The sequence below is a fragment of the Microbacterium shaanxiense genome (assembly GCF_054779995.1).
On record NZ_BAAGXE010000006.1, the window covers coordinates 41,141 to 60,268 of the forward strand.

Sequence of the window (19,128 nt, forward strand, 5' to 3'; positions counted from 1 at the left end):
CCTCACATCGGCACCCACTCGGTCCAGGTCGTGAGCTCGTCGAGCACCTCGGGTACCGGGGTGACGCCGAGGCCGGGCCCCTGCGGCACGGCGAGGTGGCCGTCCTTCATCACGAACGGCTCGGTGATGTCGGTCCGGTAGAAGCGGTCGCTGGCCGAGACGTCCCCCGGAAGGGTGAAACCGGGCAGCGAGGCCAGGGCGATGTTGGCCGCGCGGCCCAGACCGGACTCCACCATCCCGCCGCACCACACCGGGGTGCCGTGCGCCATCGCGACGTCGTGGATGCGTCGCGCCTCGAGGTAACCGCCCACCCGTCCCGGTTTGACGTTCACGATGCTGGTGGCTCCGAGGGCGATCGCAGCAGCGGTCGTCTGCGCCGACGTGATCGACTCGTCCAGGCAGATGGGCGTACGGAGGATGCGGGCGAGCTCCGCGTGACCGAGCACGTCCTCCTCCTCGAGCGGCTGCTCGATGAGCAGCAGACCGAACTCGTCGAGGCGGGCGAGATGCTGGGCGTCGCGCAGCGTGTAGGCGGTGTTCGCGTCCACCTGGAGCTGCACATCGTCTCCGATGCGCTCGCGCACTGCGCGGACCACGTCGATGTCCCACCTCGGCTCGATCTTCAGCTTGATGCGCACATAGCCCTCGTCGAGGTACTCGTCGACCGCGTCGAGGAGCCGGGGGACCTCATCCATGATTCCGACCGAGACCCCGCACGGCACCGTGTCGCGCACGCCGCCCAGCTCACGGGCGAACGAACGGCCGGCCGCGCGCAATTCGGCATCGAGCAGCGCCATCTCGATGGCGGCCTTCGCCATGCGGTGACCTTTGAACTTCGCGAGCTTCTCGCCGACCATGTGCGCCCCGGTCAGCTCCGCACCGGCGAGTGCGGGGGCGAGGAAGCGCCTGATGACGTCGACGGCGCCCTCGGTGTACTCGGGGGAGTAGACCGGGTCGGGGAGCGTGACGCATTCCCCCCATCCCTCCGCGTTCTCGGTGACGGCCCTGATCAGCAGGATGTCCTTCGCCGTCTGCGTTCCGAACGAGGTGCGGAACGGGGACACCAGCGGCATCGAGACGCGGCGCAGCTCCAGTCCTTCGATCTTCATCACGAGTCCTTCCCCTGGCGCACGAGGTATCCCTCGGCCCGATCGAATCCGATGATGCGTCCGCCGGCGTCCAGCAGCCGGGTGAGCTGCTCCCGCACACGGCGTCGCCACTGCTGCGCGGCGGCGATGTCCTCCCGCCGGACGCGCTCGATGTCGGCCGGCACCGCGACCGCCGTGTCGCCCGGCTCCCTCGCCACGGTCAGCGAGGCGCCGGACGCGCACGCGATGGCCTCCGCGCTGCGCAGGCGCCAGCTCACGAGGAGGCGGTCCGTCTCATCGTCGGTGTTGATGCCGTCGGCGATCTCGCCGTAGAAGTTCGCGAGATACTCCACCGGCACCGCGCCGAGCTTGCTGAGGTTGAAGTACGCGTTGCGCGCGACGAGCGGATCGAAGGTCCACTCGACCGTGTCGATGCCGCGCGACAGGGCCCACGCCCGCTGATGCTGCTTGAGGGCGAAGCCGACTGATCTGCCGGCGTGGGCGGGAGCGATGCCGGCGATGTGGCTGTGCAGGGCATGTCGATCGGGATCGGCGTGGAACGCGATGGCCACGCCGATGAGCTCGGCATCGACGAAGGCGCCGGCGATGTAATTGCCGGCCTTGCTCATCGCGCGGAGCAGTTCCGGCGGCACTGGCGGGTTCTCCGGTGAACGCTTCCAGATGTCCGAGAGCAACCGGATGGCCTCCGCCTGCTCGCCCATGCCGGTCAACTCGCGCAGGTCGACGCCGGCGGCGGAGGCCGCCCGTTCGGCGTCTCTGACGGCTGCCACTGCGACCGCATCGTCTCGCGTCAGTTGTGCCATGGCTCTTCCGTTCTCGATATCTCGGCGACCAGCTCGGTCAGAAGGCGTGTGCGCGGAACGATCTCGGCGACGAGGGCGTGCTCGTGATCGGCATGTGCGCCGCCTCCGACCGCGCCGAGCCCGTCCAACGTCGGCACGCCCAGCCCCGCCGTGAGGTTCCCGTCACTCGCGCCGCCGACCGCGGCCTGCCTCAGCGTGTCGAGGCCCAGACGATCCGCGACCTTCGCGGCGAGTGCGAACAGCTGCGCCGACATCCCGAGCTCCAGCGGCGGGCGGTTGACGCCGCCGCGCACGTCGATCCCGGCGCCGGGTACGACGCATGTGTAGCCGCGCAGAGCGGAATCGACGCGCTCGAGTTCGGCGATCGTGCGCGCGCGCACGTCGATCCGCAGGCGTGCCTCGGCGGGGACGGTGTTCGTCGTCGTGCCGGATGCGGCGAGGGTCGGGGTGACGCTCGTGCCGGCGCTCGCATCCGACAGCGCGGCGGCCGCGATGATGAGGTGCGCGAGCTCCACACCGGCGTTCACCCCCTTCTCCGGCTCGAGCCCGGCGTGCGCTGCGCGTCCGGAGACGACCATCTCGTACAGCGCGACGCCCTTGCGCTCGGTCTTGAGCGCGCCGCCGTCCGCGGATGCCTCCAGCACGAGGGCGGCGCTCGCGCCGCGAGCCGTCTCCTCGATCAGCGCGCGTGAGCGAGGAGAGCCCAGCTCCTCATCGCCGGTGACGAGGACCGTGACGCCATCGCGATCCTCGAGCGCCGCGACTGCGTGCAGGGCCATGGCGAGGCCGGTCTTCATATCGAAGCTGCCCGGACCGGAGAGCACGCCCCCGCGCACGCCGTACGGGAGGCGCCGCAGAGTGCCGAGCGGCCAGACGGTGTCGTGGTGCGCCAGCAGCAGCACGCGCGTCGATGAGCCGAACCGCCATCGCAGATGCGCGACCCCCTCGACCTCTATGCGCTCCGGTGCCGAGCCCAGCAACAGCGTGCCGAGCTCGGCGACCAGATCGGCCGAACGCGCGACGGCGGCGTGATCGTCCGAGGGCGACTCGCACTCGATCAGGCGGCGGATGCTGTCCACCATCGTCGCCTCGGTGATCGGACGCGCGCGGAGAGGGGAAGGCGTACTCATCAGCCGGCCGTGACCTTGGGGGTCGCCCGTGCGCCGAAGTGCACGTACTCCTCGCCGGTGGGCAGCGCGTAGAACGTCACCGTGACCCACGTCTGGGTTCCCGGCTGACGCAGCGCGAACACGTTCTCGCTGAGCGCGGTCAACGAGTACTCGTCCACCGGATCGGCTTCGAGTTCGGCGAGCGGTCCCAGCGTGGTCGTGCGCATCATCGGGCTGCCGTCTTCTGCGACGTAGACCTCGGTGCGCACGGAGGCGCGCTCGTACGTGCCGACGAAGGGCGTGAGATCGACGTCGATCGGCTCCGCCGGCGGCTGGACGGGCTCCTGCATTCGCACGCCGGACAGTTCGGCGAAGATCTCCCGGTACAGATCGCCGTACAGGTCGCGGGTATGGCCGCCATTGGTCAGCAACGTCACCGCGACCCCGGATTCCGGGTGCACGCGCAGGAAGGCGGCCTGCCCGATCGTGTTGCCGTCGTGGCCGTACAGCCGTGCGCCGTTCCAGTCGAACCGGATCCAGCCGAGCCCCCACGAATCGCCCAGCACGTGCTTGTCCGGCACCTCGGCGTGGAACGCCTGCATGTCCGACACGGTCTGAGCCGACAGCAGCCGCTCGCCACTGCCGCCGATGCCTCCCGCGAGATGCAGCCTGGCGAAGGCCAGCACATCCTCTGCGCGCGCGGCGATGAGACCGGCAGGGCCGAGCGAGCGCGGCAGCCCCCACACCGGGGCGAGGACCTGCTCCTCACCGGCATCGACGTGACCGACCGCTGCGGAATGCAGCAGCGCCTCCTCCGGCAGCGTCACGGTGTGCGTGAGGCCGAGCGGGGTGAACAGCAGCTCGCGCATGGCGTCGTCCCAGGTCTTGCCCGTGACCTGCTCGATGATGCGCCCGAGCAGCGAGAAGCCGGCGTTGCAGTACGACCACGTGGCGCCGAGCGGGTGGTTCTCGCCGACCTCTGCGAGCAGGCCGACGTACTTCTCGAGGCAGTCGTCGCCACGACCGGTGTCGGTGAACACGTCGCCGTCGAGACCGCTGGTGTGCGTGAGCAGATGACGGATCGTGATGCCGTCCGTGAGGTGATCGTTCGCGAGACGTACGCCGGGAATGATCTCGCGCACCGGCGTGTCGAGCGTGAAGCGGCCCTCTTCGACGAGGCGCATGATCACGGTCGCCGTCCAGACCTTGGAGATCGAGCCGATCTGGAACAGGGAGTCATCGAGCGTCGCGGCGGATGCGGGCGGCAGGTTCCGGTTGAGGATTCCGGTCGAGCAGACGACGACGTCATCCGCTCCCTGCGCGTCGTAGCGAAGGATGCCGAGCTGCGCACCCGGCACCCCGTGCAGGGCCGAGAGCGCGTCGAGGCGTCGCTGCCAGTGCGCGGCGTCGATACGTGCGGGGCGCGGTCCGTCGGCACTGCCGGCGTACTGCTGCACCCATTCGACGACGCGCCGTGCGTAGTCGACCCGGTGGCTCGGCACGCCCATCAGCGGGAAGATGTGGCTGCCGCCCGGGTACACCACCAGGCGCGTCGGCACGTCCCGTTCGCGCAGCGCCGCGTACCACTGCTGCGCCTGGCCGAGAGGGCAGCGAAGGTCCTTCTCTCCGTGCAGCACGAGAGTGGGTGTGGTGACTTTCTCGACCGCGGTGTACGGCGACATCGCCATGAGGCTCTCGCGGTCCGCCGAGCTCCACGGCATCCTGCCGATCTCGAAGACGTTGAGCAGGTGCGCGTCGTCGCTCGAGCCGCCCATGCTCACGAGATCGGAGACGATGCCGCCGGCGGCTGCGGCGGCGAAGCGATCGTCGTGAGCCGTGAGGTAGGCGGTCATGAACCCGCCGTAGCTGTAACCGGTGATCGCCAGTCGCTTCGGATCGGCGGTGCCGTCGGCGACGAGTTCGTCGATGGGCTCGAGGAAGTCGTTCGCGTCCGCGACGCCCCAGGCCTCGTTCACGCCCTTCCAGAACTCCTCGCCGTATCCGTCGCTGCCGCGCGGGTTGATCATGACGATCGTCCAGCCCTGTGCCGCGAGTTCCTGATGGAAGACGTGCATCTCGTCCATCGCGCCGTTCCAGGAGTTGTGCGGGCCGCCGTGCACATCCACAAGAAGCGGGGTCGGTCCGGTCACCGACGGGTCGCGCACGATCCAGCCCTGAACCACGGTGCCGTCGCTGATGGTGAACTCACGACTCTCCCGTACGAACAGCTCGACGCCCTCCGGCGCTGAGCCGTGCGATGTGACCACGTCGCCGGCTCCGGTCGCAGGATCGACCCGCACGATCTCGCCGAACGACGTGGGCGTCGACAGCGCGACGGCGGCGGTGCCGCCCGCGACGGAGAGGCCGCTGACGACCTCGTCCGTGCCTCCGAACACATGGCGGGGGTCGCCGCCGGCTCGCGGGACCGCGTACAGATGGGTCGCTCCGCGGTCCCTGACGGCGAAGAGCACGTCGCCGGAGTCCGTGACTTGCGGCAGCGCGCCGGGGTAGGCCGGAGCGCCGGGCATGACGTTGCGGTCCAGGGAGGCTGCGAGATCCGTCGCGCTCCCGGATGCGAGGTCGACGGTGAACAGACCGGCGTGACCGACCGGCTCGCCGCTCCATCCGACGACGATCAGCGATCCGCCGTCTGGTGTGTACGACACCGTCGCCGCGTAGCCGTCGGTGAACGCGAGCTCGCGCGGCGGGGCGGCGGGGTCGGCCGGATCGACGGCGTGCACCGCGGAGCGCGCCTCGAGGTCGGTCGCATCGGAAGGGCGGGCGGTGTATGCGAGCGTCTTCCCGTCGGGCGACCACGCAGGGCTGCCCACATGCACGTCGCGGTCTGTGAGCCGCCGGACTTTGTCGCCCGCCAGATCGAGCACGTGCAGCTGCTGGCGCACCCCGCGGATCAACCAGGCGCCGTCGATCATGTAATCGATGGCATCGGTGACGATGGGGGCGCCTTCACGCGCTGCGCGCTGCTCGTCGGTCTCCGTCTCGCCGGATTCCACGGCCACGGGGGCGGTGAACGCGATCTTCGAGCCATCGGGGCTCCAGACGCCGGCGCCGGCGCCGAGCGGTATGCGGGTGCGCTGACGCGGCTCGCCGCCGGCGAGCGGCAGCGTCCACAACTGGCCGTCGCGCAGGAAGGCGAGCTCGTCACCGGCGGGGGAGAACACCGGAGCGGCGTCGCTCGTGCCATGGGTGAGCGCGCGGGTGGCGCCGTCCTCGACGAGCCAGATCGCGCTGGTCGCTCGATCGGCATCGACGTCGACGCCTCCGAGGACGTACGCGAGCCGTGCACCGTCGGGGGAGAGGGCCGGCTGACTCGGGACGGTGAGAGCGAGGACGTCGTCGATGCGCATTGTGCGGGTCACGTTGTGCTCCTTCATTACGTGGTGGGTCTTCGTCACGGGGTGAATCGGATGGGTCGGGGGATCGCGGCGAGAAGCTCGCGGGTGTATTCGTCCTGCGGATCGCCGAGCACTTCGGCGGAGGTGCCCTCCTCCACGACGCGGCCCTCATGCATCACGGCGACGCGGGAGGAGACGTAGCGCACGACGGCGAGATTGTGCGAGATGAACAGCATGGAGAGGCCGAGTTCGGCCTGCAGTTCGCGGATGAGATTGAGGATCGTGCCCTGGATGAGCACGTCCAGCGCGGAGGTGATCTCGTCGGCGATCAGCACCCGCGGCTTGCCGGCCAGAGCGCGGGCGATGGCGACGCGCTGTCGCTGCCCACCGGAGAACCGAGCGGGGAAGGCGTCCGCCTTGTCCGGATCGAGGTGGACCAGCTCGAGCAGACGGGCGACCTCGGCCGATCGCGCTCGCCGCGTCATCCCCGAAGGCATGATCTCGGAGATGCTCGCGCCGATGCTCATCCGCGGATCGAGCGACGAGTAGGGATCCTGGAAGACCATCTGCAGCGGGCGGGGACCGCGTCGGGGGATCGGCTCGCCGTCGACGAGGATGCGCCCGGAGTGCAGGGGGACCAGACCGACGGCGGCGCGGGCGAGGGTCGACTTGCCCGAGCCCGATTCACCGACGACGCCGAGCACCTGACCGTCGGGGACGACGAGTGAGACATCATCGACCGCGGTCATGGCGGTCCGACCGTGGCCGTATCGCACGGACACGTTCTCGAAGCGGAGCTCACTCATCGCGTCGTCACCTCGTCCTCGATGCCGGCGAGGGGTCGTCCCAGATCGGTCCCCATATGCGGGACGGCCGCGAGCAGGGCACGGGTGTACGGATGCCGTGCCGAGGAGAGCTCTGAGGTCCGCAGCTCTTCGACGATCTCTCCCGCGTTCATGACCAGCACCCGGTCGCACAGTTCGGCGACCACCGAGATGTCGTGGCTGATGAACAGGATCGACGCGCCGTCCTGCTCGCGGATCGCCCGCAGCAGTTCGAGCACCTGGCTCTGCACCGTGACGTCCAATGCGGTGGTGGGCTCGTCCGCGATGATCAGCCGCGGGGAGACCATGAGTCCCATCCCGATCATCGCCCGCTGCCGCATGCCGCCGGAGAACTCGTAAGGGTACTGGCGAACCCGTCGCGCCGGCTGCGAGATCCGCACCGCGGCCAGTCGATCTGCGGCGCGCCGCCGCGCCTCTCGTCTGTTGAGCCCGGCGTGCTCGGTGGCCACTTCGGCGAGCTGGTCGCCCATCCGCATGGTGGGGTTGAAGGACGACATCGGGTCCTGGAAGACCATCGCGAGCGATGTGCCGAGCAGGCGGCGCCGTCGCTGCTTCGTCGCGGTCTGCAAGTCGGTGTCGAGGAATCGCAGCACGGATGCTTCCACGCGCCCAGGATCGGCGACGAGCTGGGCCACGGCCAGCGCGGTCATCGACTTGCCGGAGCCGGACGCTCCGACGATGCCGACGATCTCGCCCTCGCGGACCGCGAAGGAGATGCCGCGCACCGCGTGCACGGGGCCGGTGGCGCCGGGAAACGTGACGCGCAGGTCCTGCACCTCGAGCACGCTTCCGTCGGGTTCGGCCGGAGCCGGTGCAGTCGGGGCGGTGACGGTGCGCGACCGCCGCGAGGCGCGTCGGCGTGCGACCGAGAGGAGGACGGCGTCATCCGAGATCCCGAGGGTGCGCGCCGCGGATTCGCCGAGGAGGTTGAAGGCGAGGCCGGCGATCACCACGGCGATGCCGGGCGCGAGTGCGGCGAGCGGATTCAGGTAGATGCCGCGCACGCCGTCCATCATGAGCCGCCCCCAGTCGTACTCAGGCGGCTGCACTCCGAGGCCGAGGAACGAGAGCCCTGCGAACGCGAGGAGTGCGCCGCCGGCGCCGATCGTGGCGTTCACGATGAGAGGTTCGCCGATGTTGGGCAGCACGTGCCGCAGCAGCACGCGGAACCTGTCGACGCCACCGACCCGTGCGGCGGCGACGAAGTCGCGTGCCTCGATGCCGGCGATGAGGTTCTGACACAGGCGAGCGAACGCGGGGGCGCCTGCCAGCCCGATGGCGAACACCGCGGCGGTCGAACTGCTGCCGAAGATCGCCGCGAAGAAGAGCGCCAGCAGCAGTCCTGGGAAGGCGACCGCGACACCGGTGAACCAGATCACCGGTCGTCCGAGCACGCGTCCGAGCAGGAGGGGCGCGACACCGAGGATGAGGCCTGCTCCGACCGCGACCGCGGTGGCCAGCACGGCCAGCACGACGGAGAGCCGTGTCGCGACGAGAGTGCGCAGCAGCAGATCGCGGCCGAGGTTGTCGGTGCCGATCAGATGCTCTGAGGAAGGACCGGCGAGCAGGTCGTCCGTGTCGGTCACCGCCGCCTGCTCGCCCCAGAGCAGAGGAGCGAGGACGGCTGTGAGCACGACGAGCGCGAAGAGCGTCATCGCGGTGGCGCCCAGCGGGCTGCGCAGCATGAGACGGAGAGTGCGCATCATCCCTCCGCGACCGTCGACTGGGGGTTGAGCACGGCGAGCGTCGCGTCGACGACGGTGTTCACGAGCAGCACGCCGATGCCGTAGACGAGCACAGTGCCCTGAACCAGCGGATAGTCCTTCGTCTGGATCGAGCCGACGATCGTGCTGCCGAGTCCCGGCCAGGCGAAGACTGTCTCGACGAGCACGGTTCCGGCCACGAGGCTGCTGAGGATGAGCCCGCCCAGGGTGAGGGTCGCGGTGAGCGCGTTGGGCAGCACATGGCGGAGGTTGATCTTCCAGCTGCGCAGCCGCTTGGAGTGCGCGGTGCGGACGAAGTCGGTCTCGAGCACTGAGAGGACCTCCAGCCGGACGATGCGCGCGAGCACCGCCGCGGGGCCGAAAGCCAGCGCGAGCACGGGCAGGATGTACGAGGCGGCTCCCTCCCGCCCGGCGACCGGCAGCCACCCCAGCTGCACTCCGAACACCGCGACGAGCGCGACGCCGAGGAGGAACTCGGGGATGGAGCCGAGCAGCACGCTCGTCGAGCTGAAGCCGAGTTCGAGGCCGCGGGCGCGCCCGCGCTGGGTGGCGATGGCGACCGAGACCCCGATCGGGATCGAGATCAGCACGGCGACGACGAACGCGAGCACGGCGAGCGCCGCCGTCGCAGGAAGCCGTTGTGCGATGGTGTCGGCCACGGGCAGCTGCGATCCGATCGATATGCCCAGATCGCCGGTCAGCACCCCCTGGAGGTAGTTCAGATACTGCTGCCACAGCGGGTCGTTGAGTCCGAGGGACTCCCGCCGCGCGTCCACCACCGCCGCAGAGGCGGTCGGTCCCAGCGAGGTGCGCACCGGGTCGCCGGGGACGAGGTGGATCATCAGGAAGGATGCCGTCACCAGCACCCACAGCGAGACGAGCAGCCGGCCAGTGCGGCGGAGGATGAATCGCGGCCATCGACTGTCGCCGAGTCGGGTGGCATCCTCCGCCACACGGGCTGTCACCGTGCTCGTACTCATAGGTTCGAGATCCACTCAGCCGAGCATGCGGATGCTGGTCGGTGCGATCTGGCCGGTCCATTCGAACTCGGCTCCGCTGCCGAACATGTACACGGTGCCCTCTGCGAACGGCACCATGTCCGCCGCCTCGACCAGAGCGGATTCCGCCTCCTGCCACTTCGGGCAGCCCTCCGTGCCGGGCAGCTGCGTCGCCTCGGCGATGGCGGTCTCGTAGTCGGAGTTCTGGATGGCGGAGAAGTTGACGCCGTCCGGGGGGACGATGCCGCTGAGGAATCCGATCAGCTGGTCCGGGCTGTTCACACTGACCGGAACCCAACTGACATCCCATGCGCCGGTGCTGAAGATCGCATCGAGGATCGAGGGCTCGTCCTGCTCCCTGCCGTCCACCTTCACGCCGATCTGCTCCCACGCCTCGATCGCGAGTTCCGCAGCGGCCGTACCCGCGGCGCCGAGGCCGTTCTGGTAGAGGAACACGATGCTCAGGGGAGTGCCGTCCTTGACGCGCACTCCGTCAGCGCCGAGCTCCCAGCCCGCGGCGTCGAGTGCCGCGTTCGCCGCATCCACGTCGTAGTCGGGAAGGACGTCGGACACCGAGTCGAAGGTGCAGCCTCTGGGGTCCACGGTCGCGAGAGCGGTCGCCGGGCCGCCCTTGCCCGTCGTGATCACATTCGCCAGCTCGTCGAGATCGACGGCCTGCGTCAGCGCCATGCGCACAGCAGGATCACTCGTCGGATGGCCTTCTGCATGGTTGTACCACTGCTCGCCGACGACCGCGCTGGACTCCAGGGTGAACAGGTCGGCGCCGAGGGCGCGCTCCGCGTCCGGCCCGAGGAGCTGCGCGGCGTTGCCCTCACCGGAGAGCATGAGGTTCGTCGCTGTCGTGCCGTCCGCGACGATGCGGATGTTGACGACCTCCGGGATGCCGGTCTCGTCGACGGTGGCCCCGTCCGGTCCCCATGCGTACTCCTCGCGGAGCTCGAACGTGTAGTGGTCGTTGGGCACGGCTTCGGTGAGGACGTAAGGTCCGGTGCCGTTGGATGCCGCCGCGAGCGTGGAGCGGTCGGCCAGACCGGCATCGCACACCATCGGGAGGTTCGCGAGGCCCAGCAGCAGGAAGGGTGCTGGCGCGCTGAGAGTCAGCGTGATGGTGTCGCCCTCCGCCACGGTGGACACGCCCACGGGGAAGAAGGCTCCAAGGAACGCACTCTGGTTCGCGGGATCCGAGATCCAGTTGAGATTGTCCGCCGCGGTCTGCGCGGTGAACTCCGTGCCGTCGCTGCAGAGGATGCCTTCCTTCAGCTTCAGCGTGGCGGTCAGACCGTCGACGCTCCACTCCGAGGCGAGCTGGCTCTGCGGATTGCCCTCGGCGTCGACGGCGACGAGTGTGTCGTACGCGAAGACGGTGACGTCGAACAGAGCGCTCGCGGCCGACATCTGCGGATCGAGGTTGCCGGGGTCCGCATTGAGGATCTGAGTGAAGGTCCCGCCTTCGACCGGTTCACCCGTCGGTGCGCCTCCACCGTCGGACGCGCATCCGACGAGGGACAGTGCGAGAGCGCCGACAGCGGTGACGGCCGCGGCGACAGTGCGTTTCGGTGTCATTTCGATTCCTCCTGGGCGATGAATGCTCGGGTCATGCCTGCGATGGGTGTCGTGCGTCGTGCTGGTCGATCCTCAGGCTGTGCGCGCGAGCGCACGCCCGAACTGGACGTAGGAGTGCCGGCCCTCGGCATCCGGAGCGAGGAACGTGTACACGATGTGCATGCCGTTCTTCTCGTCGCGCATGATCAGCGAGTCCTCGCCGAAGGCGATCAGCTCGTCCGTGGACGGCTGCTCGCCCATCTCGAGCAGAAGGCCCTTCGGGCGCTGCTCCAGCCAGACCCTGCCGGTGTCGTCCTGCGACACCTCCATGTCGAAGATCGAGTTCGAGTACGTGCCGATGTACGGCGCGGCATCCACTGCGCCTGGCTGCGCCGTCGGAACGGGGGCCGCAGGCAGACCCTGTCCGGTGAGCTCGCGCAGCAGGGGATCCACGATGTCGTGGAGGAGCCCGGGGCCGTCGCCCCCGTTGGTGAGCAGCACGATCGCCACCTGCGCATCCTGCGCGATGCGCAGGTACGAGGCCTGCCCGATCGTGTTCCCGTCATGGCCGTGGAGGCGCACGTCGTCGTCGCGGTCGATCTCCCAGCCCAGACCCCACGCGGCACCGAGCCCCGTGATGACCGGCAGACGGATGCCGGTGGTGCGCATCGCCTCCACCGCTGACGGGGAGAGTACGGAGGTGCCGTCCGGCGCGGTCCCGCCGGCGAGGTGCATCCGGGCGAAGCCCGCGAGATCACGCGCCGTCATCGCAAGCATCGAACCGGCCGGCTCGTTCGAGCGGGCCATCGCCCACAGGGGTGCCGCTGTCGCGATGCCGTCGTCCCCCGCTGCCATGTGGCCGACTGCGGCGCGGTGGAGGATGGCCTCATAGGGGCTCGGCGACACCCGTTGCAGTCCGAGCGGCGCGGCGATGTGCTCGATGAGCGCCTGCTCCCAGCTCTTGCCGCGCAGACGCTCGACGAGGAGGCCGAGCACGATGTAGCCGGCGTTGTTGTAGGAGAACATGAAGCCGGGCGCGAACGTCTGGGGCATGTCAGCGAGGAGCGCGACGAACTTCTCGATCGCGTCGTCTCCCCGCCCCGTGTCCGTGAAGATGTCGCCCTCGAATCCGGCCTGGTGGGTGAGCAGCTGACGCACCGTGATGGATCCGGTGGCGGCGTCATCTCCGAGCCGGAACTCCGGCAGGTACGTGCGGATCGGCTGGTCCAGCTCGACCAGTCCCTCGTCCACGAGCTGCATGACGAGCGTCGCGGTCCACACCTTCGTGATGGATCCGATCTGGAAGACGGATTCGGGAGTCGCTTCGACGCCGGTCGCGGTGCTCAGCACGCCGACCGCGTGATCGATGATCTCCCCGTCGATGACGACGGCGACCGCAGCGCCGGGAACCCCACGAGCGGATGCTCGGCGTGCGAGTTCGGTCCTCAGGAATTCAGCGACCTCTTCGTGGCTCTCCATGGCCTCACCCTATTCACGCGAGCAGCGGTGATTTTCGTATCCCAGGACACATTCATGGATACGTCTTCGTCGCACAGGACGAATGGTGCACGTGGCCGGCGTGCATCTTTCGATGCAGCATCCGATCTTCAACCTTCCGCCGCTCGTGCCGCGGGCACCCCGATTCCTAGCGTCGTAGAGGCGGGGCATGAGGCTCCGCTCCTCGCGAAAGGAACCATCCGATGACCTCCCAGACCATCACCCCGCCTTCTGGCCGGATCAGTCCGCGCGAACGGTCGGGCCCGGTCGGCCTGATCGCCCGGCATCCGCTCGTCTCGTTCTTCGTGCTCGCGAACGCGTTGAGCTGGATCGCCTGGATCCCGTACATCCTGTCCGACAACGGCCTGGGCGTCTGGGACTACGAGTTCCCCGTCGTCCTCGGCACGAGTCAGCTGCTGGGCGTGCTGCCCGGCGCCTATCTGGGACCGATCACCTCCGCCCTCCTGATCACCGCACTGGTCGACGGCAGACCAGGACTTCGCCGTTGGGCGGGGCGGCTATGGCGCTGGCGCGTGAACTGGCGCTGGTACGCGCTGGCGCTGGTGGGCGTGCCCGTCGCGCTCATCGCAGGCAGCTTCGTCTTCTCCGGCGGAGCCATGCAGGCGCCGTCGATCGAGGCACTCGCGTTCCTTCTGCCCGGACTCGCGCTGCAGATGATCACCACCGGCCTCGCGGAGGAGCCGGGCTGGCGCGACTTCGCACTGCCCCGCCTGCAGGGGCGCTTCAGTCCTCTGAAGTCCAGTTTCATCCTCGGCCCGCTGTGGGCGCTGTGGCACTTCCCGCTGTTCCTCACCGAATGGGGCGGCTACCCCGACGCGGATTGGACACGCATGGCGTACTTCGCCGGCTTCTGCATCGCCTTCAACATCGTGATGTCGTGGGTGTTCAACCGCACGAACCAGTCGCTGCCGCTGTCGATGCTGCTGCACGTCGGCGTGAACAACACGGCGTCGATCCTCCTGCCGGACATGTTCCCGACGGTGGACGGCAGCACACTGTCGCTCATGCTGATGGTCATCGCGACGCTGGCGGCCGCGGTGATCATCGTCGCCACCCGTGGCCGTTTGGGTGCGCCGGAGCCGACGGCCCCGAGCCCGTCGATCGCCACGCAATAGACTCCGGACATGGCTGTCGCAGACACTCTTCGCGCACCGCGAGCGGCAGACGTCGCTGCCGCCGCGGTGACCGCAGCGGCCGCATTCGGCGCACTGCTGCTGATCCGCGAGCTGCTGGCCGACAGCGGCGGTGACGTGCCGATCACCCCGGCTGTCGGCACGGCGCAGTGGTGGCTCGTCGTCGCCGTCATCGTCGTGCAGTGCGTGTCGCTGTCCTGGGCGCGCCATGCGCCCAGGACAGTCGTGCTCACCGTGACCGCGATCGTCTTCCTGTTCGCGCTGAGCCTGCCGGGCGTCGTGTTCGACATCGCCACGTTCGCCGTCGCCGTCGCGGTGTTCTTCGCATACGGCAGCGGGTCGTCGCGCACGCTGTGGGTGGCGCTGATCCTCTCGGCGGCGCTGTTCGCCACGGCGAGCGTGGTCAACGGCATCGGGGGAGAAGGGGCCGACCCCCTTCTCGCCGCAGGTGAGGCCGCGGTGCAGGTCGGCGGACTGTTCGTCGTTCCGATCCTGCTCGCCGCTATGCTGCGCGCCAGACGCGAATCGCGCGAGGCGCAGCGGCGCGAGCTCGATGCGCTCACCAGGGAGCGGGACGCCATGGTGGATGCGACAGTGGCACGCGAGCGCACCGTGATGGCCAGGGAGCTGCACGACATCGCCGCTCATCATCTCTCCGGGATCGCCCTGATGGCCTCGGCGGTGGAGCGGCAGATCGGCACGGATCCGGATGCCGCGCGCCGGGCGGCGGCGCAGATCCGCGCCGAGAGCACCACGGTGCTCCAGAACCTGCGCCGCGTAGTGGGTCTGCTGCGCGAGGACGGCGGCGCGGAGCGTTCGGTCGAGACGTTCGCCTCGGTGCCCGACCTGATCGCGGGAGTGCGCGCCGAGGCCGCAGCCGACATGCAGCTGCACATGAGGGGATCGTCGCCTGATCGGCGGTTCGGGTCCGGCGTCGGTCCGCTCGCTCAGCTCGCCGCGTACCGCACCATCCAGGAGGCGCTCGCGAATGCGGCGATGCACGCCCCCGGCGCGGACAGTGTGGTCGAGATCGACGACACGAGCGCGACAGAGGTGCGCGTCGTGGTGCGCAACGCGGCAGCGCCTGCTCCTCCGGTGTCGTCCGGTGGAGGGTTCGGCCTGGTGGGGATGCGCGAACGGGCCGACCTCGTCGGAGCCGAGCTGCGCCACGGGCCGACATCCGACGGCGGCTGGGAGGTCAGCCTGATCATCCCCCGCGAGTTCGTCGCAGAGCGACAGGGACCGAAGGAGCACAAGGCATGATCAGGGTGCTGATCGCTGACGACCAGGCGCTCGTGCGCGCGGGACTGTCGGCGCTGCTCGACGCGGAGGACGACATCGAGGTGGTGGGCGTCGCGGAGGACGGCGTCGAGGCGCTCGCGCTCGCTACGGAGCTCCGACCGGACGTCGCCTGCCTCGACATCCGGATGCCGGGACTCGACGGCATCGAGGTGACACGGGCGCTGTCAGCTGAGGGGGTGCAGGACCCGGTTCCCGTGCTCATCCTCACCACCTTCGATCTCGACGACTACGTGTTCGGTGCTCTGGAGGCCGGCGCCGCGGGCTTCCTCCTCAAAGACGCCGAGCCTGACCTCATCATCGACGCCGTACGGCAGGTCTCCGCAGGTCACGGCACGATCGACCAGGCGCTCACGAAGCGCATCCTCCGTGAGTTCGTGCAGCGGCGCCGTCTGCAGCCGGTGACGGCGCACCGGGCAGACGGAGTGCTCACCGCACGCGAGCGCGAGATCCTCCTGCTGCTGGCGCAGGGCATGTCGAACGAGGAGATCGCCTCGTCACTCGTCGTCGAGGTGTCGACCGTGAAGTCGCACCTGGCCAGGATGCTGCCGAAACTCGGGGTCCGCTCACGTCTGCAGGCCGTGGTCTGGGCGTATCAGAACCGAGTGGTCGCCGTCGCGGATCCGGACGCCGGGTCCGGCGCGTAGCGCAGGGTCTGCCGCGAGCGGAAGTCGCGCTCCTCACCGCTGAGCGGATCGGTGAATCGCAGCTCGCGCGCCAGCAGCTGCAGGGGCCGGTCATGATCGTCCGGCGTCTCATCCGTGAGGATCGGATAGAGGTTGTCGTGCAGGATGCCGAGACCGATGCTCGCGAGGTGCACTCGCAGCTGATGCATCTTGCCGGTGTGCGGGCGCAGCAGCGTGTGGACCACGTGCTCGTCGGCGCCGAGCAGTTCGACGAGCGTCTCGGAGTTGGGCTCCCGCTCGGTGTCGACGTCGACGCACACCTGGCTGCGCAGCTTCTCGATGTGCAGGCGCACCGTCCTGGGCAGATCGTTCGCCCATCCCTCCGGCCGCGCAGACACCGCCTCGTACACCTTCTCGATCCGGCGGCGCTGGAACAGGGTCTGGTACGCGCCGCGCGTCACTGCGCGTGCCGAGAACATCAGCAGGCCTGCCGTGGCGCGATCCAGCCGGTGCACCGGGGCGAGATCGGCGTTGTCGAGCAGGCGGCGCAGGCGCACGAGCGCGGAGTTCTGCACATACCTGCCCGCAGGCGTCGAGGGCAGGAAATGCGGTTTGTCGATCACGACGAGATCCCTGTCCTGATGGAGGATCTCGATGTCGAACGGGATGTGCGTCTCCGCCGGCGGCTCGCGGTAGTACCAGACGAACTCCTCGGCACCGAGCGGCGCGTCGCGGGAGACGGTGGAGCCGTCGAAGGCGACGATCTCGCCGTCGTCGAACCGCGACAGCAGACGCTGCGGATCGAGGTGGAAGAACCGCTCGACCATGTACGCGCTCACGGTGGGCCAGGGGCCGGTGAGCGGCACGTGCAGTCGGGTGGCACCGACGCCGTCGCGAACGGGGAGGGGTGAGCGCATCGCCATCAGAACAGGCTCACCATCGGAGCGCCGCCATCAGGAGTCATAGCTCAGGCTGAGCTTGCGCAGAAGCGACGCCATCCGGTCGCGATCGGCGCGCGAGAGCGCCTGCAGCAGCTCCGCCTCGACATCGACGAGGCGCGTGATGGCGGCATCCACGCGCATCTGGCCGTCTTCGGTCAGGGTGACGAGCACGCTGCGTCCGTCACCGGGATCCGCCTCGCGCCTGACGAACCGGCGCCCCACCAGCCGGTCGATCCGGTTCGTCATGGTGCCGCTCGAGACCAGCGTCTGCTGCAGCAGCTGCTTGGGGGAGAGCTGGAAAGGGGTGCCGGCACGCCGCAGCGCGGAGAGCACATCCCACTCCCACGGCTCGATGTCGCTGCGGCGGAACACGTCGCGGCGCGCACGGTCCAGGTGCTTGGAGAGGCGATCCATCCGTGAGAGCACCTCCAGAGGGGAGAAGTCGAGATCGGGGCGCTGGGTGTTCCACGCGCCGACGATGCGGTCGACCTCATCTACCTCGCTCATCCTCCTATTATCGGTCAGGGCCGCCGAACGCATACGCGCGAGGCAGACGATCCGGCATGGCAGACTTGTCTGGTGACCCTGACGGTCACGGTCCGCCGTGGTGTAATGGCAGCACGACAGCCTTTGGAGCTGTTAGGTCTAGGTTCGAATCCTGGCGGCGGAGCATGACGGAGAACAAGCTCGCGATCATCGTGCTCGCCGCAGGCCAGGGCACCAGGATGAAGTCCAGACTGCCGAAGGTGCTGCACCCGATCAGCGGTCGCCCGCTCGTGGGGCACGTGCTGACGACGGCGACCGCGCTCGACGCCGCGCACGTGGAGGTCGTCGTACGCCATGAACGCGACCAGGTGGTGACCGCGCTCGCCGCGGACTACCCGCACGTCACGTTCGTCGATCAGGACGAGGTTCCCGGGACAGGACGTGCTGTCCAGGTCGCCGTCGATGCGCTGCCCAGCGGTTTCGACGGCGATGTGCTGGTGCTCTCCGGCGACTGCCCGCTGGCGGACGCGCAGACGCTGACCTCGTTCATCGCGGCGCACAGGGCGGCCGACGCCGCCGCGACGCTGATGACGGCGGTCGTGGACGACCCGAACGGCTACGGCCGCGTGATCCGTGACGCCGACGGCGGAGTCGATCGCATCGTCGAGCAGAAGGACGCCACCGCCGACGAGGCATCCGTCACGGAGATCAACGCGGGAATGTACGTGTTCCGCGCCTCCACGCTGCGCGAATACCTCCCCGCCATCGGCGTCGACAACGCGCAGGGCGAGATGTACCTCACCGACGTGCCTGGACTCCTCCGCCGCGACGGCGGCCGGGTGGCGGCATCCGTCGTCTCCGATGTCACGGTGACCTACGGCGTCAACGACCGCGCACAGCTCGCAGAGGTGGGCCGCCTCCTGAACGCCCGCATCGTCAGGCGCTGGCAGCTCGGGGGCGTCACGATCGTGGATCCCGCGACCACCTGGATCGACGACGACGCGAAGCTCGCGGCGGATGTGACGATCCTGCCGAACACGCACATCGTCGGTGCGACTGTCATCGAATCCGGTGCCGTCATCGGCCCCGACACGTCGCTCGTCGACTGCGAGGTCGGTGAGGATGCGGTCGTGCGCCGTTCCGAGGCGACGCTCGCCGTCATCGGCGCTGGTGCGACCGTCGGTCCGTTCTCCTTCCTCCGCGCCGGCACGTCGCTGGGGGCGAAGGGCAAGATCGGCGCGTACGTCGAGACCAAGAACGCCCAGATCGGCGACGGCAGCAAGGTGCCGCACCTTTCGTACGTCGGCGACGCGACGGTCGGTCGTGGCGTGAACCTCGGCGCGAGCACGATCACGGCGAACTACGACGACGTCAACAAGCACCGCACCGAGATCGGGGATGAGGTGCACACCGGCTCGCACACGGTGCTGGTCGCGCCCGTTAAGCTGGGTGCAGGTGCGAAGACCGGTGCAGGCGCCGTCGTCCGCAAGGATGTCCCCGCTGGAGCGCTGGCCGTGAGCGTGGCCCCGCAGCGCAACATCGAGGGCTGGGTCGAGAAGAACAGAGCAGGAACGGGCGCGGCGGACGCCGCAGCCCGCGAACAATCGGCGGAATAGGC

Annotated in this window: 15 protein-coding genes and 1 tRNA gene; 5 read left to right on the forward strand and 11 right to left on the reverse strand. The window is 69.2% G+C overall.

Features of this window, described 5'->3' with window-relative positions; translation table 11 throughout:
* Positions 1 to 2: 2 nt before the first annotated feature.
* From menC to ACYVG2_RS17500, 9 genes are all read right to left on the reverse strand, one after another.
* Entirely contained in the window at positions 3 to 1,109 is a 1,107-nt protein-coding gene (gene menC, locus ACYVG2_RS17460) for an o-succinylbenzoate synthase (protein WP_460782154.1), read from the reverse strand.
* Positions 1,109 to 1,912, reverse strand: a complete 804-nt coding sequence (locus ACYVG2_RS17465) for a GNAT family N-acetyltransferase (RefSeq protein WP_460782155.1) — start codon at positions 1,910 to 1,912, stop codon at positions 1,109 to 1,111. The genes menC and ACYVG2_RS17465 overlap by 1 nt, the downstream gene beginning before the upstream one ends.
* Complete coding sequence (locus tag ACYVG2_RS17470; protein WP_460782156.1) at positions 1,900 to 3,042, reverse strand: M20 family metallopeptidase; 1,143 nt, start codon at positions 3,040 to 3,042, stop codon at positions 1,900 to 1,902. The genes ACYVG2_RS17465 and ACYVG2_RS17470 overlap by 13 nt, the downstream gene beginning before the upstream one ends.
* On the reverse strand, positions 3,042 to 6,401 hold the full coding sequence (locus ACYVG2_RS17475) for a serine hydrolase (protein WP_460782157.1): 3,360 nt from the start codon (positions 6,399 to 6,401) through the stop codon (positions 3,042 to 3,044). Before ACYVG2_RS17475 ends, ACYVG2_RS17470 begins: the two co-directional genes overlap by 1 nt.
* Positions 6,402 to 6,433: 32 nt before the next feature.
* On the reverse strand, positions 6,434 to 7,183 hold the full coding sequence (locus tag ACYVG2_RS17480) for an ABC transporter ATP-binding protein (RefSeq protein ID WP_460782158.1): 750 nt from the start codon (positions 7,181 to 7,183) through the stop codon (positions 6,434 to 6,436).
* Positions 7,180 to 8,925, reverse strand: a complete 1,746-nt coding sequence (locus ACYVG2_RS17485) for a dipeptide/oligopeptide/nickel ABC transporter permease/ATP-binding protein (protein ID WP_460782159.1) — start codon at positions 8,923 to 8,925, stop codon at positions 7,180 to 7,182. The genes ACYVG2_RS17480 and ACYVG2_RS17485 overlap by 4 nt, the downstream gene beginning before the upstream one ends.
* Positions 8,925 to 9,926, reverse strand: a complete 1,002-nt coding sequence (locus ACYVG2_RS17490; protein ID WP_460782160.1) for an ABC transporter permease — start codon at positions 9,924 to 9,926, stop codon at positions 8,925 to 8,927. The genes ACYVG2_RS17485 and ACYVG2_RS17490 overlap by 1 nt, the downstream gene beginning before the upstream one ends.
* Before the next feature lie 15 nt (positions 9,927 to 9,941).
* Positions 9,942 to 11,528, reverse strand: a complete 1,587-nt coding sequence (locus tag ACYVG2_RS17495) for an ABC transporter substrate-binding protein (protein WP_460782161.1) — start codon at positions 11,526 to 11,528, stop codon at positions 9,942 to 9,944.
* Positions 11,529 to 11,600: 72 nt separating this feature from the next.
* Complete coding sequence (locus ACYVG2_RS17500; RefSeq protein WP_460782162.1) at positions 11,601 to 12,986, reverse strand: serine hydrolase domain-containing protein; 1,386 nt, start codon at positions 12,984 to 12,986, stop codon at positions 11,601 to 11,603.
* Between the two features lie 221 nt (positions 12,987 to 13,207).
* Between ACYVG2_RS17500 and ACYVG2_RS17505 the strand changes: the two genes are divergently transcribed.
* The 3 genes from ACYVG2_RS17505 to ACYVG2_RS17515 are packed head-to-tail and all read left to right on the forward strand — an operon-like array spanning position 13,208 to position 16,104.
* Complete coding sequence (locus ACYVG2_RS17505; RefSeq protein ID WP_460782163.1) at positions 13,208 to 14,140, forward strand: CPBP family glutamic-type intramembrane protease; 933 nt, start codon at positions 13,208 to 13,210, stop codon at positions 14,138 to 14,140.
* Positions 14,141 to 14,149: 9 nt separating this feature from the next.
* On the forward strand, positions 14,150 to 15,421 hold the full coding sequence (locus ACYVG2_RS17510; protein ID WP_460782164.1) for a sensor histidine kinase: 1,272 nt from the start codon (positions 14,150 to 14,152) through the stop codon (positions 15,419 to 15,421).
* Positions 15,418 to 16,104, forward strand: coding sequence for a response regulator (locus tag ACYVG2_RS17515; protein WP_460782165.1), 687 nt, complete (start codon positions 15,418 to 15,420; stop codon positions 16,102 to 16,104). Before ACYVG2_RS17510 ends, ACYVG2_RS17515 begins: the two co-directional genes overlap by 4 nt.
* Here ACYVG2_RS17515 and ACYVG2_RS17520 read toward each other — a convergent pair.
* Together ACYVG2_RS17520 and ACYVG2_RS17525 are read right to left on the reverse strand one after the other, a co-directional pair.
* Positions 16,053 to 17,000 (reverse strand): pseudouridine synthase, encoded by a 948-nt coding sequence (locus tag ACYVG2_RS17520; RefSeq protein ID WP_460782267.1) that lies wholly within the window; start codon positions 16,998 to 17,000, stop codon positions 16,053 to 16,055. The two genes, ACYVG2_RS17515 and ACYVG2_RS17520, sit on opposite strands and share 52 nt — an antisense overlap.
* A 36-nt stretch (positions 17,001 to 17,036) precedes the next feature.
* The gene (locus ACYVG2_RS17525) at positions 17,037 to 17,531 is read right to left on the reverse strand and encodes a MarR family winged helix-turn-helix transcriptional regulator (protein WP_448967626.1); all 495 of its coding nucleotides are present in this window, start codon (positions 17,529 to 17,531) and stop codon (positions 17,037 to 17,039) included.
* Positions 17,532 to 17,622: 91 nt separating this feature from the next.
* On the opposite strand from ACYVG2_RS17525, the gene ACYVG2_RS17530 reads away from it, so the two are divergent.
* Positions 17,623 to 17,694: transfer RNA gene (locus ACYVG2_RS17530), tRNA-Gln, on the forward strand.
* A gap of 1 nt (position 17,695) precedes the next feature.
* Positions 17,696 to 19,126 (forward strand): bifunctional UDP-N-acetylglucosamine diphosphorylase/glucosamine-1-phosphate N-acetyltransferase GlmU, encoded by a 1,431-nt coding sequence (gene glmU / locus ACYVG2_RS17535; RefSeq protein ID WP_460782166.1) that lies wholly within the window; start codon positions 17,696 to 17,698, stop codon positions 19,124 to 19,126.
* Positions 19,127 to 19,128: the final 2 nt, after the last annotated feature.

Coding starts and splice junctions, on each gene's coding strand:
- ACYVG2_RS17465 (WP_460782155.1), bottom strand. CDS start 1,912: ATGGCACAACTGACGCGAGACGATGCGGTCGCAGTGGCAGCCGTCAGA.
- ACYVG2_RS17495 (WP_460782161.1), bottom strand. CDS start 11,528: ATGACACCGAAACGCACTGTCGCCGCGGCCGTCACCGCTGTCGGCGCT.
- ACYVG2_RS17510 (WP_460782164.1), top strand. CDS start 14,150: ATGGCTGTCGCAGACACTCTTCGCGCACCGCGAGCGGCAGACGTCGCT.
- ACYVG2_RS17485 (WP_460782159.1), bottom strand. CDS start 8,925: ATGCGCACTCTCCGTCTCATGCTGCGCAGCCCGCTGGGCGCCACCGCG.
- ACYVG2_RS17500 (WP_460782162.1), bottom strand. CDS start 12,986: ATGGAGAGCCACGAAGAGGTCGCTGAATTCCTGAGGACCGAACTCGCA.
- ACYVG2_RS17490 (WP_460782160.1), bottom strand. CDS start 9,926: ATGAGTACGAGCACGGTGACAGCCCGTGTGGCGGAGGATGCCACCCGA.
- menC (WP_460782154.1), bottom strand. CDS start 1,109: ATGAAGATCGAAGGACTGGAGCTGCGCCGCGTCTCGATGCCGCTGGTG.
- ACYVG2_RS17480 (WP_460782158.1), bottom strand. CDS start 7,183: ATGAGTGAGCTCCGCTTCGAGAACGTGTCCGTGCGATACGGCCACGGT.
- ACYVG2_RS17505 (WP_460782163.1), top strand. CDS start 13,208: ATGACCTCCCAGACCATCACCCCGCCTTCTGGCCGGATCAGTCCGCGC.
- glmU (WP_460782166.1), top strand. CDS start 17,696: ATGACGGAGAACAAGCTCGCGATCATCGTGCTCGCCGCAGGCCAGGGC.
- ACYVG2_RS17470 (WP_460782156.1), bottom strand. CDS start 3,042: ATGAGTACGCCTTCCCCTCTCCGCGCGCGTCCGATCACCGAGGCGACG.
- ACYVG2_RS17520 (WP_460782267.1), bottom strand. CDS start 17,000: ATGCGCTCACCCCTCCCCGTTCGCGACGGCGTCGGTGCCACCCGACTG.
- ACYVG2_RS17525 (WP_448967626.1), bottom strand. CDS start 17,531: ATGAGCGAGGTAGATGAGGTCGACCGCATCGTCGGCGCGTGGAACACC.
- ACYVG2_RS17515 (WP_460782165.1), top strand. CDS start 15,418: ATGATCAGGGTGCTGATCGCTGACGACCAGGCGCTCGTGCGCGCGGGA.